Consider the following 15304-nt stretch of genomic DNA (forward strand, 5'->3'; position numbering starts at 1 on the left):
GCCGTCAGGACACCCGCACGCGCGGGTCGAGACGGACGTAGACGATGTCGACGAGGAAGTTCACGAGCAGCACGGCTGCCGTGATCGTGAGGAAGATGCCCTGCATGAGCGGGTAGTCGAGCCCCTGCACTGCGGCGAGCAGCTGGTAGCCGACGCCGGGGTAGGCGAACACCACCTCGGTCAGCAGTGCGCCGCCGACCACGAAGCCGAGGGACATCCCGAAGGACGTCACGGCCGGCAGCATGGCGTTGCGCGCCGCGTAGCGGAACATGATGCGGCCCGGGCGCAGGCCCTTTGCCTCGGCCATGACGATGTAGTCCTCGGCGTTCGTGGCGATCATCGTGTTGCGCATCGCGAGCATCCAGCCGCCGATGGAGACAACGACGATCGTGACGGCGGGCAGGACGAGGTGCAGGGCGACGTCGCTCGCGAACTCGCCGGTCCATGCCGGGGAGGTGCCGGCGCTGAACGCGTGGCGCAGCGGGAACCAGCCGAGCGAGACCCCGAACAGGTAGAGCGCGCCCATCGCGAGCCAGAAGTACGGGAACGAGCCGACGAAGACGAGGAAGGGCGGCATCATCGAGTCGAGGAACCCGCCGCGTCGCCACGCGGCGAGGATGCCCAGCAGGTTGCCGACGACGACGGCGATCAGCAGCGCGGTCCCGCCCAGGAGGACGGTCCAGCCGATCTGCCCGGCGATGACCTCGACGACGGGCGTCGGGAAGCGGGAGATCGAGACGCCCATGTCCCCCGTGACCACGTTGCCCAGGTAGTCGACGTACTGCCGCCAGAGCGGGCGGTCGTCGAGCCCGAAGAGCTGCCGCAGCTGCGTGATCTGCTCCGGCGTCATCCTGCTCTGGGAGCGGGCGAACATTCGCGAGACGGGGTCTCCCGGCATGAAGCGCGGAAGAAGGAAGTTCAGGGTGACGGACACCCAGAAGGCGAGCAGGTAGAAGCCCAGTCGCCGCAGGACGAACTGCACGGTGTCCTCCGTTTCGGTGCGGTACGGGAGGTCTGTTGGTGTGGCGCCCGGCCGGCGCGGGAGCGCGCCGGCCGGGCGTCGGTCAGCCCTGCACGGGTTCGAGGGTCGTGAGCACCAGCACCGTCGTCGGAGCGCGCGTGCTCAACGTGGCGTACGGGTTCTCCTCGGTCGGCCATCCCGTGAACCGGGCGTCGGTGTAGGCGCCCCACTCCGGGCCTGGGAACAGGGGGATCACCGGGGCCCGCGCGTCGAACTCGGCCTGGAGCTCGTTGACGAGCGCGTGCTGTGCGTCCTGATCCGCCGTCGCCGCGAGCTCGTCGAGCAGGGTGTCCGCCTGCTCGTCGCCGAAGCGGTGGTAGTTCTCGAACGTCTTCTCGCCCACGGGCTTGACCGTCGCGGTCGACATGACACCGCGGTAGAACTGGTACGGCGTGGGGGCGTTGTTGCTCCACACGATGCCGCTGTCGAAGGAGCCGTCCTCGTAGCCCGCCACCACGGCGGACCAGTCGGGCGCGTCGACCGAGGCCTCGACACCGATCTCGGCCAGGTTCTGCGAGATGATCTCGGCGACCGACAGCCAGTCGGACGACGTGGAGCCCACCGAGATCGTGGCGGTGAAGGGGGAACCGTCCTTGAGCGTGCGGTTCCCGTCCCCACCGCGCGGGTAGCCGGCGTCGTCGAGCAGCGCGTTGGCGGCCTCGACGTCACGCTGGGTCCACTCGCACGAGTCGGCGAGACCCTGGTCGCGCCACGTGTCGTAGGCGCCGGACAGACCGGTGCAGTCCGCGGGGTACGTGTAGCCCTGCATCGCGACGTCGACGATCTGCTGGCGGTCGATCGCCATGCTGAGCGCCTTGCGGACGTCGACGTCGTCGTACGGCGCCTTCGTCGTGTTGAGCTGCCAGTTGATCATCGAGCCGGTCGGCGGGAACCAGTAGTGGTTGTGCTCCGGGTCCCTCGCGACGAACGCCTGCTCGATGTTGGGGATGAACTGCGGCGCCCAGTCCACCTCACCGTTGGCGGCGGCCAGGTTGGCGCCGTCGTTACCCGCGAACGCGAGCATGCGGATCGACGGGATCTTCTGCTTCTCGGGCTGCCAGTAGCTCGGGTTCGGCCCGAGGTCGAACGACTGGCTCTCGAAGCGGATCACCTCCGTGTAGGGCCCCGTGCCGACCGGGGACTCGTTCGTCTCCTTGGCCGGGTCCGCCACCTGGGACCACACGTGGTCCGGGATGATGATCTGCTGGCCGATCTCGTACAGGGCCGGCGAGTAGACCCGGTTGAGGTGGAGGACGACGGTGGCGTCGTCGACCGCCTCTGCCTTGTCGAGGTACTCGTAGCCGCCGAGAACCTCCTTCTGCAGCTCGAACGTCGTGGCGACGTCCTGGGCCACCAGCGGCTCCCCGTCGGACCACTGGACGCCTTCGCGCAGCGAGAAGGTCAGCTGCAGACCGTCGTCAGAGACACTCCACTCGGTCGCGAGCCACGGCGTCGTGCTGCCGTCGGCCGGGTTGTAGACGAACATCGGCTCGTAGACGGCCTGCTGCGTCATCGGCGCGACGTTCGGCGAGAACGGGTTGAAGTTGCGCACGAAGGTCCCCATGTCCTCGCGCGGGATGATCAACGGCGCGGCACCCTCTTCGGTGCCGTCCCCGGAGCCACCGGGCCCGCAGGCCGTGAGGGCAAGGGTGCCGGCCAACGCCAGCGCAACAACGCGCGCTGCGCGCCGAACCGGGCGGAATCGTGTCATCATCGGTATCGCATTCCTCTCTTCATCGCTGAAGGCGAAGGGTGGGTGTGTTGCGGTCGCCGGGGTTGATTGGCGTCAGACCGACGACCGTTCGAGCAGCGGGCAGTCGATCGTCACGATCTCCGTGCCGATCGACTGCCCCGCTGTGAGGGCGGCGAGCATGTCGACGCCCCGAGCGCCCATCTCCTGGAAGGGAAGGGCGACGGTGGTGAGCCGCGGACGCAGGTACGCGGCGATGAGCTCCTGGTTGTCGAACCCCACGACGGCCACGTCGCCCGGGATCGTGAGGCCACGTTCCTTGATCGCGTCGTAGGCCCCCATGGCCATCCGGTCGTTGCCGCAGAAGATCGCCGTCGGGCGGTCTGCGCGATCCAAGAGCTCAGAGGCGGCCGAATACCCGCCGTCGGCCGTGGCGTCGCCGGCGACCACGAGCGACGTGTCCACCGGGATGCCGGCGGCGTCGAGCGCCTCCTCGTATCCCTGCCGGCGGCCCACGCTCGCGGGGATCGCCGGATCGAGCGTGACGAGGCCGATGCGGGTGTGCCCGGCGTCGAGCAGCCGCTGCGTGGCGCGCCGGCCCCCGCCGACCTCGTCCGGGACGACCGCGGGGAGGCTGCCGTCGGCATCGAAGCAGTTGACGAGCACGGCCGGTACCTCCCGGACGATGTCCGGCACGTGAACCGCCCGGTGCCAGGTCGCGGCGTAGAGGAGGCCCTCGATCCGCTGCTCGAGCAGCTTCTCGATCCCGGCGGCCTCGGTGGCCACCTCCGACTCGCTCGAGGCGATCAGCAGGAACTTTCCCTGCTCGAGCGCGCGGTCCTGAGCGCCCTTGATCACGTCGACCGCGAACGGCGCGGTGACGATCTCCGTCACGATCCCGTACCAGTCGCTCCGGCGGGCCGCGAGCGCCCGGGCACCCGCGTTCGGGCGGTAGCCGAGCGCGGCGGCCGCGTCGATCACGCGGCGACGCGTCTCGTCCGGGATCCCGGCGTCGGCGCGGTCGTTGAGCACGAACGAGACCGTCGTGCGCGAGACGCCCGCCCTCTCCGCGACGTCGCCCATCGTGGGGCCGCGTCGCGCGCGCCCGTCCCCCTCGGTACGGGGGCGGCGCACTCTGGCATCGCTCGTCGACATTGACGCTCCTTCTTACTAACTCGCGTTAGGAGGGAACTTACGCGCGTTAGGAGCGGTCGTCAACCCCCTGTTGTTGCTCGACGGCGCCCACACAAGACCGACTCTCAACTGGTCCGGTGCGGACCGCCGGATTGCGGCGTCGCCGTCGAGATCGACGGTTCGGGAAACCACTGGTTCGCCTCCTGGGCAACGCCGTAGGTTCGCTGCATGGACTTCAGCATCGACGTCTCCTCCGTGCTGCCCGCCGGCGTGCGCGTCACCGAGGTCGTCCCGCGTACCAGCGGCGCGCTGTCCACGGTCTGGGAGGTTCGGCTGGCCGACGGCGCACCGCTGATCGTCAAGCAGTACGCCGACCGATGGCGGTGGAAGCAGGCCAAGGAGGCCTACGTCTACGGGCTGCTCGCCGACCTGCCGGCGCTGCCGTCGGTCGTCCGCCTGGACGCCGAGCGGGCCGTCACCGTCCTGACGCTCGTCCCCGGCACGCCGCTGTCACAGACCACGCTGCCCCCGGATGCAGAACGGGACCTGTTCCGCCAGGTCGGAGTGATCGCCCGGGCGATCCACTCGGTGCGGCAGGCCGAGTTCGGGTACCTCACCACACGCATCGTCGACCCTGAGCGGGACAACACGGCCTACATGTCGCGGCAGTTCGACAAGAAGCTCGCCGAGTTCACCGACCTCGGCGGGAGCCCTGGCACGGCGCGTCGGGTCAGCGAACGGCTGGCTGCCGACTCCGATCTGTTCGCGTGGTGCGCCGGCGCCCACCTGTGCCACAACGACCTGCACGCAGGAAACGTCCTCGTGGCGCCCGACGGCCACGGCTGGCGTGTGACCGGCATCGTCGACGTGGAGAACGCCATCGCGGCTGATCCGCTCATGGACCTGGCCAAGACGCTCCAGTACGAGTCGCGCCACCGGTCCGCCGGCGTCCTCTCTGGGCTCCTGGAGGGCTACGGCGACCTGCCTGGCGATGCCCACGAGCGGATCGCGCTCTACCGGCTCTATCACGCCCTCGAGCTGTGGGATTGGTTCGCGAGCAACGGCACGACCGACCCGCTGGACAGCATCGAGGACGACATCCGCCAGCTGGCCGGCTGATGCGAACGGTGCCTCCAGATCCCCCGGAACACGGAGAGGTCCATGGGCCACGTCGGCGCCGGGGACAACGCCGCGATGAAGTCGTTCTTCGCCCTGCTGTCAGGAGAGCGCGTCCACGTTGCGCAGGTGGGCAATCCAGCTGTTGCACTCGTCCACATGCGTCAGACCGATGGTGGGTGCAGCCCACATGATGAAGGCGGCGGCGTCGACCATTCCGGCCAGGTCGAAGGCGACCGGCAGCAGTTCGCGCTCGACATCGGACAGCGCCCTCGTCCGCTCGTATCCGGCTACGGCTGCGTCGGCGAGGTCGCGCGGCAGTCGCAGGTCGGGGTGGTCGACGGCGAGGTAGTGGAAGACGCGCGCCAGGTCGATGACGAGCGGACCGCGGTTGAGCTCGTCGAAGTCCAGCACGGCGGTCACCTCCCCGGCCGCCACCAGGAGGTTCTGCCGGTGGAGGTCGTGGTGGAGCGGACCGCAGGGCAGCTCGTCCAAGCGCTCCAGCTCTTCGCCTCGGCCTTCGAGGAAGTCCCGCACGCGATCGTGCCAGTCGTCGACGCCGTCGAGCTCGGGCCGGGACGCCAGACCCTGGTGGAGGAGGCCGAGGCGGTCGATCACCGGGATCCGCACGTCGGTCCAGTCGGTGGTGAGTAGGTGCATCCGGGCCAGCAGCTCACCGGCCTGCCCTGCCAGCGGCGCGGTCATCTCGGTCGGGACGTCGCCGGGCACCCAGGGGAAGACGGCGATCGGGCGGCGATCGGCCTCGACCACCAGCTCGCCCGAGGCGGTCCGAAGCGGTGCCGGCGTCGGGTACCCGTTCTCCCCGAGGAACGCGACCAGCCGCAGCTCGGCGCGGATCTTCTCGATGCCCGACATCCGGTACTCCCGCAGCACCATGTCGCCTTGGTCGGTCGCGACGCGGAAGTTGCCGTTGTCCTCGCCGCCTTCGAGCAGCTTCGGATCACCGGTGGGGCGCAGGCCGTACTCGGCCAGGATCTTGGGGAAGTCGATCTGACTCATCGTCTCCGTGCTTCCGTCGTCGTGGCGGCGGTGCCGCTGTCGGGGTACGACCCGGGCACCGAGCCGCCCGGGGCCGCAATGTCCCACCGGTCCAGGTGTACCCGGCCGGGACGTTGGTTACAGCCTGCGCGGAGTATCGCGGGCGTATCGAAAATCGCATACGCCACCGCGACGGCCCTCCGTCTCCAATGGGGGCATGAACCGCGACGCATCCCTGTCAGCACCGCCCCGCCGCACGCGCGGGATCGTGCTCCTCGGCCTGGCGATCCTCGGCCTGGCGAGCGCCGCGTTCGTCCTGCGGCGGCCGCTCATGATGTCCGCGCCGACGTGCCTGGCAGGGCGGTGGCACGGCTGCTTGGACACCTTCAACGGTGTGGTGCTCATGACGTTGGTGGCGCTGCCGGTGGCCGCGCTGGCGGTGTGGGCTCTGGCGCGCCGTCGTCGCGCCGCCGGCGTCCCGTCGCCATGGCGCATGTCGCTGGCTGAGGTAGGCATGGTCTACGGGACGGTGCCGTTCCTGTGGATGACCCTGATGCCGGGCTCCGGGGCCGGCACCGTCCCCGGCCGGGTGAGCCTGGTACCGCTGCGGGACCTGCTCACGATGGGGCCGGTCGGGTTCGTCGGCAATCTGCTGATCTTCGCGGCGCTGGGGTTCTTCGCCCCGATGCGGTTCGCGGCACTGGCGTCCGTGCCGCGGATCCTGGCGCTCGGGGCGGGCTGCTCGGTCCTGGTCGAGACCGCACAGTTCGTCCTGCGGCTCGACCGGGTGTCCTCCGTGGACGACGTACTGGTCAACGCCGCCGGCGCCGTGCTGGCCGCCTTGGCGTCGCGCCGCTGGTGGCGCACCACGGCGGAAGCGGCGTCGGACCAGCCTCGCCCCGCGCTGGCACCGGCAGGCTGAGTGGCCGGTCCGGTCTGCACACGTCTTTGCGTACGTCGGCAACATGTCGTGCTGCTTAGGCTCCAGACATGCGCGTGCTGATCGTCGAGGACGAGCCGTATATGGCCGAGGCCATCCGCGACGGGCTGCGGCTGGAGGCGATCGCGGCCGACGTCGCCGGCGACGGTGACACCGCCCTGGAGCTGCTGAGCATCAACTCCTACGACCTCGCGGTCCTCGACCGCGACATCCCCGGCCCCTCCGGCGACGAGGTCGCCGCGAGCATCGTGGCCTCCGGCAGCGGCATGCCGATCCTCATGCTCACCGCCGCCGACCGGCTCGACGACAAGGCGTCCGGGTTCGAGCTCGGCGCCGACGACTACCTCACCAAGCCCTTCGAGCTCCGCGAGCTCGTGCTCCGGCTCCGGGCGCTCGACCGCAGACGCGCGTATGCCCGGCCCCCGGTCCGCGAGATCGCCGGCCTGCGGCTCGACCCCTTCCGCCGGGAGGTCTTCCGCGACGGGCGCTATGTCCCGCTCACCCGGAAGCAGTTCGCCGTGCTGGAAGTCCTCGTCGCCGCCGAGGGCGGGGTCGTCAGCGCCGAAGAGCTCCTGCAACGCGCCTGGGACGAGAACGCCGACCCGTTCACCAACGCCGTGCGCATCACCGTCTCGGCACTGCGCAAACGGCTCGGCGAACCCTGGCTCATCGCCACCGAGCCGGGTGTCGGCTACCGCATCGACACCCGGCCCGGCACCGGGCACGAGGGAGGAGGCCGTGGATAGAAGGCCTGGTTTGAGCGTGCGCCTCAAGCTCACCCTCAGCTACGCGGGGTTCGTCATGCTCGCGGGTGCCCTGCTGCTCGCGGCCGTGTGGGCATTCCTCCTGCGTCGCACGCCTGCCGGTCGGATCTGGGAGATCACCGACTGGTGGCCAAGCCCCCAGCTCCTGCTCGGGGGTTGGGGGCCGGCTGCCTTCGTTCCGGCAGCCGTCGCAGTGATGGCGTTCCTGCTGGTGTTCGGTCTCGTGGGCGGCTGGTTTCTCGCCGGCCGCATGCTCAGCCCGCTGACCCGCATCACCGACGCCATCCGCACAGCCGCGACCCGGTCCCTCTCCCACCGCATCCGGCTGCCGGGCCGCAGCGACGAGTTCCGCGAGCTCGCGGACGCCTTCGACGCCATGCTCGCCCAGCTCGAAGCGCACGTCGCCGAGCAACGGAGGTTCGCGGCCAACGCCTCCCACGAGCTGCGTACTCCGCTGGCGACCACCCAGGCGCTCCTCGACGTCGCGCGCAACGATCCCGGCCGCGACACCGGCGAGCTCGTCGAACGCCTGCACGCCGTCAACACCCGGGCCATCGACCTCACCGAAGCGTTGCTCCTGCTCAGCCGCGCCGACCAGCGATCCTTCACCCGAGAATCCGTCGACCTCTCCCTCCTGGCGGAAGAAGCCACCGAGACGCTCCTGCCCCTCGCCGAGAAGCGCGGCGTCACCCTCGAGACCTCCGGGGACGTCACCCCGGCCATCGGGTCGCAGGCGCTCCTTCTGCAGATGACCACGAACCTCGTGCACAACGCGATCGTCCACAACCTCCCCGCCGGCGGCACCGTGACGGTCCACACCGAGGCGCACGGCGACACGAGCGTGCTGCGGGTCGAGAGCACGGGCAGTCCGCTCCCACCGGAACTGCTACCGACCCTCACCGAACCCTTCCGGCGCGGAACGGAACGCGTACGCACCGACGAGCACGCCGCCGTCGGCCTCGGCCTGGCCATCGTGCACAGCATCGTCCGCGCCCACGACGGGACCCTCGACCTCGTCCCCCGCCCGGCCGGCGGTCTCCTCGTCATGGTCCGGCTTCCCGGTACGCCGTAGGCATCGTCCCCGAGCGAGGCCCACTGGGCCTGTGTCTGAAGTCAGCGGCGGGTGACCAGACCTTGACTTGTATGTGCCCTTTGCTCCAACCTGGCAGGGTTTGCACCGTCGGCAGTCTTGGTATCCAGGAAACTTTCTTGCAGACGCACCAAGGGGGAGCTTGTCGTGACGTCGCTGGATGAACAGAACCAACGAATCGCGCAGTGGGAGCCGCGCCGGGACCGGATCCGCCGTGCGCTCGTCTTCGCGACGGCGTTTGCCCTCACTGCCGCCGCCGTGCTTGTGCCGGTGGACGAGGTGCAGGGCGCACCGCGGTTCAACGTCCAGTGCGACGAGCTCATCGACGGGATCGAAGGCATCGCCGACCTCGAGGAGCTGCCCGGCGGAGGGTTGGACAGCGGGTACGACGAGCGGATCGACGACTACGAGTACGACAACCCGGCCGAGCAGCTCCGTCCCCGTCAGAAGCCCACCCAGGCGGAGCTCGATGCACTGCAGGGCAGCTACGAGGACTTCGAACCGGGCACCGAGGACCACATGCTCCGGCGCTGGAAGGTCTACGAGGGCGACTACGAGTGGGAGCGCTGGCGGAACACCTACATCCCCGCAGTGTCCAACGACTTCCGGGGTGACGGCTTCCACCGCAACGTCGCGCGGCGACTCAAGCTCGGCGGGGACCAGTGGATCTGCGAGGACAACAAGCTCTGGGAAGAGGAGAAGCTCGAGACGAGGCGCCGGTACGACTCGGTCAACCGCACCCTGAAGATCGCCTACGAGCTGAAGTCCGGGAACTCCCCGCTCAAGATCGAACAGCTGAGGGCCGACGCCGCGCTGCGCGCCAAGGGCTGGCGCGTCGTCTACATCTTCAGCCAGGACCCGAAGCCGGGACAGCTCCGGCTCCTGCAGCAGTACGGCGTCGAGCACACCAAGCTCCGCTCCACGGCTGTCCCGAGGAACCCGCCCCAGCCGATCAACAACGCGCTGAGCCCCAACCCGCAGCGACCGACGGGCGGTGCGGTCAAGGATCTCGCCCAGCGCTCGGGCGGGAACGCGAACGCCGCGCGGGAGGGGCAGCGGATCCAGAACCAGATCGCGGGCGACACCCGCCGACCGGGCTTCTCGCCCGGTCGCCCGGGCGGTATCGACTGGACCTCGCTCGAGCTGCGGTACGTCTCCGAGAACCCCGCGAACAAGGACTTCGAGTACGCCTTCTCGGCCGCGGAGCTCGCGGACGAGGGGGAGGCCGAGCCGTCGTACGGCGGCGAGGCGCCGCTCGATCTCTCCTCCGACGCCCTGTTCACGTGGCTGGCGCTGGACCCGAACCAGTTCTGGGTCAACCTCAACCCGGACACGCCGGAGACCATCATCGACGAGCAGTTCGCCACCACCGACGCCGGCCGGGTGCTGCTCGAGGCGGACCTCGCGTTCAAGCGCACGATCGCCGACCACATGAACCCGGAGACGGAGACGGGCCAGGCCTTCTGGGACTCGGTGGAGCGGACGGACGACGGCCTGATCTGCCATGGCTGGTACCGGTTCTGGGTCGACCCGAAGCCTGCCACGGTCCGCGAGGACGGCGACCAGCTGTACATCCTCGACGCGCCGCTGCGTGCCCAGATCGAGCCCATCGAGGTCGACTGGGAGCTGCCGGGCGAGGACCTGTGCGCGGACGCCCCCGAGGACCTCGTCGACCGCAACACCCAGCTCCTCGCCGACACCTTCGCGCCCCTTCTCGAGCAGGCGGTGAACACCGCCCCCGAGTACGCCGACCTGCGTCGCGTCTACACCGCGCGCGTCGCCGCCGAGTGGCTCAAGCAGCGCGACGCCGAGCGTCCCGGCGCCTTCCACGACGTCATCGGCTCGGGCGACGTCTCCGGTTGGCCCGCCCGGACGGAGTGGGACCCGCAGGACGTCTTCGACGCCTACCTGGAGCGGCTGCAGACGCCGCTGTACCGGTACGAGTGGACCCACGGCGACATGGAGTACTGGCTCGAGATCACCGGGGGCATCCAGTTCCCCGACGCGCCGCGGGACCCGATGCCCGCGGAGCGGTTCGAGAGCGAGCACCCCACGCTGCCGAAGACCGTGCGCAGCGCGGCCTACGAGGCAGTGAGCGTGCCGGTGGCCGCCCAGACGGGCGACGCGATCGGCACTCTCGCAGAGGACACGGAGAGCATGGCGTGGCTCGGTGGAGGCCCGGTCGTGCAGCTGCCGGGCCCGGATCCCACCGACCCACCGGACCCCGGCCCGACCGATCCGCCGAACCCCGGCCCCACCGACCCCGGCCCGGGCCCCGGGCCTGGCAACCCGCCGGACGACGGGCCGGCCGGCGGCGATCAGCCGACGGTGCCGGAGGCCGACCTCGCACGGAACGTCGTGCCCGCGTCGGGGCCACTGCCCGCCACGGGATACTCCCAGCCTTGGATCATCCCCACCGCGATAGCACTCGTCCTCGCCGGGCTGGTGCTCGTGGCGCTGCGCCACCGTTGGCCACGACGCCAGTGAGCGCGGTGAGCGCCGGCGAGGCTGGGCGCTGAACCGCGCGCACGTCTCAGGATGTCGGTGCTGCGGTGCCGTGGCCGGCCGCGGACCGGGCGATCCGTTCCTCCCCGAGGCGGACGGTCACCACGCCGGCCAGGATGAGCAGGCCGCCCAGGAGCTGGACCGGGCGGGGCAGCTCGCCGAGCAGGAGCCACGCGAATCCGATCGCCGCGACGACCTCGAGCAGCGACACGAAGGACGACAGGCGCGAGCCCAGCCGGCGCCCGGCCGCGATCCCCGCCACGTAGGCGACGCCCGCCGTGACGACGCCGAGCCCGATCATGGGGAGCCACCAGGGGACCGACGTCCCGGCGTAGACCGGCGGCACTGTCGACGCGGTGAGCGGCAGGAGGCCCGAGAGCCCGAGGAGACCCAGCACCAGGGTGCCCACGACGAGTCCGCCGGCGGCGAGTGCCAGCGGAGGCAGGCCCGTGGTCTCGTCGCCGTTGATCACGAAGTACGTTGCCGCGCCGACCATCGCGCCGAGGGACCAGGCGACGCCGACCGGGCTGAGCTGCGCACCGGACAGCAGGTCCAGCACGAGCACCAGGCCGAGGGCGGCGAGTCCCGCGCCGACGAGCGTGACGGGCCCGGGGCGCTGGCCGTGGCGCAGCCAGAACCAGACGACGACGGCCGCCGGGGCCGTGTACTCGATGAGCAGCGCGGGGCCCACCTGCATGTGCTGCACGGCGGAGAAGTAGCAGAACTGCGCGCCCGCGACGGCGAGCGTCCCGTAGGCGGCGATCAGCCCGACGTTTCGGCGCACGGCCTCCCAGCGGCCCAGCAGCGAGATGATCCCTGCGGGCAGCACCACGAGGGCGCCGATCGCGACGCGGACCAGCACCACGGCGCCCGGGCTCCAGCCGGTGTCGAACAGGCCGCTGGCCAGCGTGCCGGACAGGCTGAAGGCGACGGCCGAGAGCAGCGCGAAGGCAAGCCCTGTCACGAGGCGGCGGTCTCCGGCAGCATCCCGTGCGTCGGCGGGTACGCCCGAACCCGGTCGGGCGTGGGTGGTGTCAGGAGTCACGGCACTCATGGCTCATGACGGTACGGATCGGGAGGTAATGTGTCAACGTGATCTTCGCTCATGACACCGAGATGTCGCTCCTGGCTGCGGTGGCGCTGGTCAACTCGGCCGAGCCGCCCGAGACGCTGACGACAGTGGCCGAGCTCGACGACTTCTTCGAGCAGTACGAGTACACGGGCCGCCACGACCGGACCGTCGCGGAGCTCGTCCACGTGCGAGCGCTCCGGCCCCGCCTGCGCGCGCTGCTCACGGCCGACCGGGACATGGCGGCAGGCCTGGTCAACGACATGCTGGCCGAGTTCCGGGCGGTGCCGCGGCTGGTGCGACACGACCGCGCGGACTGGCACGTGCACGCGGTGGCGGACGACGCCCCCTGGGCCACCCGCATCGTCGTCGAGACGGCCATGGCGATGATCGACGTGATCCGCGAGGGCGAGTCCTCCCGGCTGGGCGTCTGTGCCGACGACGACTGCGCCGGGTTGGTCCTCGACCTGTCGCGCAACCGGTCACGCCGCTTCTGCTCCGTCGCGTGCACCAACCGAAATGCCGCAGCGGCCTACCGGGCGCGCCGCCGGGCCTGAGCGCCCGGCGTCAGGGCCGGTCCGACCAGCGTGAGGATGACGCCGGCGCCGGCCGCGGCGGAGGCTCCCGCGAGCCGCGCTGGACGCCGCGCTCGCGCGCGTCCCGGACGTGTTCACTAGATTGGCTCGGGTGGAGGTTGCGATCGAGGTCCGCGACCTACGGATGCGGTACGGCGACAACGACGTGCTCACCGGGGTCGACTTCGACGTCCACACCGACGAGGTGGTCTGCCTGCTGGGCCCCAACGGCGCGGGCAAGACCACCACCATCGAGATCCTGGAGGGCTTCCGGATCCGCTCCGGCGGCCAGGTGAGCGTCCTCGGCCAGGACCCGGCACACGCCGACGAGGACTGGCGGGCGCACACCGGTGTGGTGCTCCAGTCGTGGCGTGACCACCCGCGGTGGACGCCGCGCCGGCTTCTGACCCTCTTGGGCGATTACTTCGAGCCCTACTCGACGCCCGGCCACCCGAGGCCGTGGGACGTCGAGGACCTGCTGGAGACCGTCGGGCTGACCGAGCTGGCGGACCGTAAGCTCACCGCCCTCTCGGGTGGTCAGCGGCGCCGGCTTGACGTGGCCATCGGCATCGTCGGGCGCCCGGAGCTGTTGTTTCTCGATGAGCCGACCGCGGGGTTCGACCCGCAGGCCCGCCGAGAGTTCCACCGGCTCGTACACCGGCTGGTGAGCCTGGAGCACACGACGGTCCTGCTCACGACGCACGACCTGGACGAGGCCGAAAAGCTCGCCGACCGGGTGCTGATCCTGGCCGGAGGTCGCATCGTCGCCGACGATACGCCGGACGGTCTGGCGCAGCGGGTCGCGGGCGCCGCGGAAGTGCGGTGGTCGATTGACGGGGAGCGGTTCGTGCATCAGACGGACAACCCGACCGGGTTCGTCCGCGACCTGTTCGCCCAGGGCGGCGACGAGGTGAACGACCTCGACATCCGGCGGGCGAGCCTGGAGGACGCCTACCTCTCCCTGGTCCAACAGCATGAGGCGGGCCATGCCGAGGCAGCGGCCCGGTCGTTCAGGGAGGTGACCCGGTGAAGGCGCAGCACGCCGTGCGCCTCGGCTTGCGCCGCGGGTGGATCGAGTTCGTCCAGAGCGTCCGCAGCAGCCAGGATCAAGGGTTCTACCTGTTCACCGCGTTCCTCGCGGTCGGCTACCTGTTCCTGGGCCGCAACACCGAGGTCGACGGAACCGACCTGCTGTTCCCCTCGGTGGCGCTGCCGAGCATCCTCGGAGCGCTCGTCGCCTTCGGCGTCGTGGTCGGCCCGGCGTACGCCCTTGCCATGGAGAAGGAGGATGGCACCCTGTTGCGGCACAAGGCGGTGCCCCATGGGTTGGCCGGCTACTTCACCGGTCAGCTGGTCTTCCAGACCCTGAGTCTGCTTCCGCAGATGGTCGTGATCCTGCTTCCGAGCTTCTTGCTGTTCGAGAACTTGATGGCCGACAGCTCGGGCTGGCTCACCGTGGCGTGGGTGCTGCTGCTCGGCCTGCTCGCCGCCATGCCGATCGGCATGGTGATCGGGGCGCTCGTGCCCAGCGCGCAGAAGGTCGGCACCTGGGGGATGCTGCCGGTGATGGTGCTGGCCGGGATCTCCGGCATCTTCTACCCGATCCAGCAGCTGTGGGGCTGGGTGCAGGTGGTCGCCCAGCTGTTCCCGATGTACTGGCTCGGCCTGGGGATGCGGTCCGCGTTCCTCCCTGACTCGGCCGCCGCCCTCGAGCTCGGCGGGAGCTGGCGCACACTCGAGACGGTGCTGGTCCTCGGCGCCTGGGCGGTCGTGGGCGCCGTCGTGACGCCACGCGTGCTGCGTCGGATGTCGCGCCGCTCGACCGGCTCCCAGGTGCAGGCCGCACGCGAGGCCGCCGTCCAGTGGGTACGGTGAGACACATGACCGGTCACCGGATCGAGGTCGAACGCCTGGTACGGGCACCCGCCGAACGGGTGTGGGCGGTCCTCACCGACATCGCGCATGCCGACCAGACGCTGGCCGGAGTGACGAAGGTGGAGCAGGTCACCGAGGGGCCTTACCGCGTGGGCACCACGTGGCGCGAGACCCGCCGGATGTTCGGCAGGGAGGACACCCAGCAGATGGAGGTCACCCTCGCCGAGGAGCCGACACGCACCGTGGTCGAGTCGGACTCCTCGGGCGTCCACTACGTCACCGAGTTCACGCTGACCCCCACCGGGGATGCCACCCGCCTCAGGATGAGCTTCACCGCCGTCCAGGCGCGGACCAACCCGATGCAGAAGGCGCTGTGGGCCCTGTTCGGCACGCTCGGCGCCAAGGCCACCGAGAAGATGATGGCGAACGACCTGCACGACATCGCCGCGAGGGCCGAGTCCCGCTGAGCGCGGTACGCGGGCGCGTGTCAGCGATTCTGCGTGGCCAGGTCGCGCTCACACCGCAG

Annotated in this window: 14 protein-coding genes; 9 read left to right on the forward strand and 5 right to left on the reverse strand. The window is 70.4% G+C overall.

Annotated elements, in window-relative coordinates; genetic code table 11:
* Positions 1-4 precede the first annotated feature (4 nt).
* The 3 genes from L1785_RS08715 to L1785_RS08725 all read right to left on the reverse strand — a co-directional run bounded on the left by L1785_RS08715 (position 5) and on the right by L1785_RS08725 (position 3866).
* Positions 5-982, reverse strand: coding sequence for an ABC transporter permease (locus L1785_RS08715; RefSeq protein ID WP_236088829.1), 978 nt, complete (start codon positions 980-982; stop codon positions 5-7).
* Positions 983-1064: 82 nt separating this feature from the next.
* A complete protein-coding gene (locus L1785_RS08720; protein ID WP_236088830.1) occupies positions 1065-2735 on the reverse strand; it encodes an ABC transporter substrate-binding protein in 1671 nt (556 codons plus the stop codon).
* Between the two features lie 72 nt (positions 2736-2807).
* Entirely contained in the window at positions 2808-3866 is a 1059-nt protein-coding gene (locus L1785_RS08725; protein ID WP_236088832.1) for a LacI family DNA-binding transcriptional regulator, read from the reverse strand.
* 207 nt (positions 3867-4073) lie between these two features.
* Between L1785_RS08725 and L1785_RS08730 the strand changes: the two genes are divergently transcribed.
* Entirely contained in the window at positions 4074-4964 is an 891-nt protein-coding gene (locus L1785_RS08730; RefSeq protein ID WP_236088834.1) for a phosphotransferase family protein, read from the forward strand.
* A 99-nt stretch (positions 4965-5063) separates the two neighbouring features.
* On the opposite strand, the gene L1785_RS08735 is transcribed toward L1785_RS08730, so the two are convergent.
* Positions 5064-5981 (reverse strand): phosphotransferase, encoded by a 918-nt coding sequence (locus L1785_RS08735; protein WP_236088835.1) that lies wholly within the window; start codon positions 5979-5981, stop codon positions 5064-5066.
* 196 nt (positions 5982-6177) lie between these two features.
* On the opposite strand from L1785_RS08735, the gene L1785_RS08740 reads away from it, so the two are divergent.
* The 4 genes from L1785_RS08740 to L1785_RS08755 all read left to right on the forward strand — a co-directional run bounded on the left by L1785_RS08740 (position 6178) and on the right by L1785_RS08755 (position 11241).
* The gene (locus L1785_RS08740) at positions 6178-6882 is read left to right on the forward strand and encodes a VanZ family protein (RefSeq protein ID WP_236088836.1); all 705 of its coding nucleotides are present in this window, start codon (positions 6178-6180) and stop codon (positions 6880-6882) included.
* Positions 6883-6950: 68 nt separating this feature from the next.
* Positions 6951-7646 (forward strand): response regulator transcription factor, encoded by a 696-nt coding sequence (locus tag L1785_RS08745; RefSeq protein WP_236088837.1) that lies wholly within the window; start codon positions 6951-6953, stop codon positions 7644-7646.
* A 10-nt stretch (positions 7647-7656) separates the two neighbouring features.
* Positions 7657-8736, forward strand: coding sequence for a sensor histidine kinase (locus tag L1785_RS08750; protein WP_268914998.1), 1080 nt, complete (start codon positions 7657-7659; stop codon positions 8734-8736).
* Positions 8737-8901: 165 nt separating this feature from the next.
* On the forward strand, positions 8902-11241 hold the full coding sequence (locus tag L1785_RS08755; RefSeq protein ID WP_236088839.1) for a hypothetical protein: 2340 nt from the start codon (positions 8902-8904) through the stop codon (positions 11239-11241).
* A gap of 46 nt (positions 11242-11287) precedes the next feature.
* On the opposite strand, the gene L1785_RS08760 is transcribed toward L1785_RS08755, so the two are convergent.
* Positions 11288-12313, reverse strand: coding sequence for an EamA family transporter (locus tag L1785_RS08760; RefSeq protein ID WP_236088840.1), 1026 nt, complete (start codon positions 12311-12313; stop codon positions 11288-11290).
* 38 nt (positions 12314-12351) lie between these two features.
* Here L1785_RS08760 and L1785_RS08765 point away from each other — a divergent pair, with 38 nt between their 5' ends.
* The 4 genes from L1785_RS08765 (at position 12352) to L1785_RS08780 (ending at position 15245) form a co-directional block, all read left to right on the forward strand.
* On the forward strand, positions 12352-12885 hold the full coding sequence (locus tag L1785_RS08765; protein ID WP_236088841.1) for a CGNR zinc finger domain-containing protein: 534 nt from the start codon (positions 12352-12354) through the stop codon (positions 12883-12885).
* A gap of 130 nt (positions 12886-13015) precedes the next feature.
* Complete coding sequence (locus L1785_RS08770) at positions 13016-13933, forward strand: ABC transporter ATP-binding protein (RefSeq protein ID WP_236088843.1); 918 nt, start codon at positions 13016-13018, stop codon at positions 13931-13933.
* Positions 13930-14778 carry an ABC transporter permease gene (locus L1785_RS08775; protein WP_236088844.1) on the forward strand — a complete coding sequence of 283 codons (849 nt, stop codon included), beginning with the start codon at positions 13930-13932 and terminating at the stop codon, positions 14776-14778. The genes L1785_RS08770 and L1785_RS08775 overlap by 4 nt, the downstream gene beginning before the upstream one ends.
* Before the next feature lie 5 nt (positions 14779-14783).
* Positions 14784-15245: an SRPBCC family protein gene (locus L1785_RS08780; RefSeq protein WP_236088845.1), complete on the forward strand. Its 462-nt coding sequence runs from the start codon at positions 14784-14786 to the stop codon at positions 15243-15245.
* Positions 15246-15304 lie beyond the last annotated feature (59 nt).

The organism is Antribacter soli, from assembly GCF_021568775.1.
In the GTDB taxonomy this organism is placed as follows: domain Bacteria; phylum Actinomycetota; class Actinomycetes; order Actinomycetales; family Cellulomonadaceae; genus Antribacter; species Antribacter soli.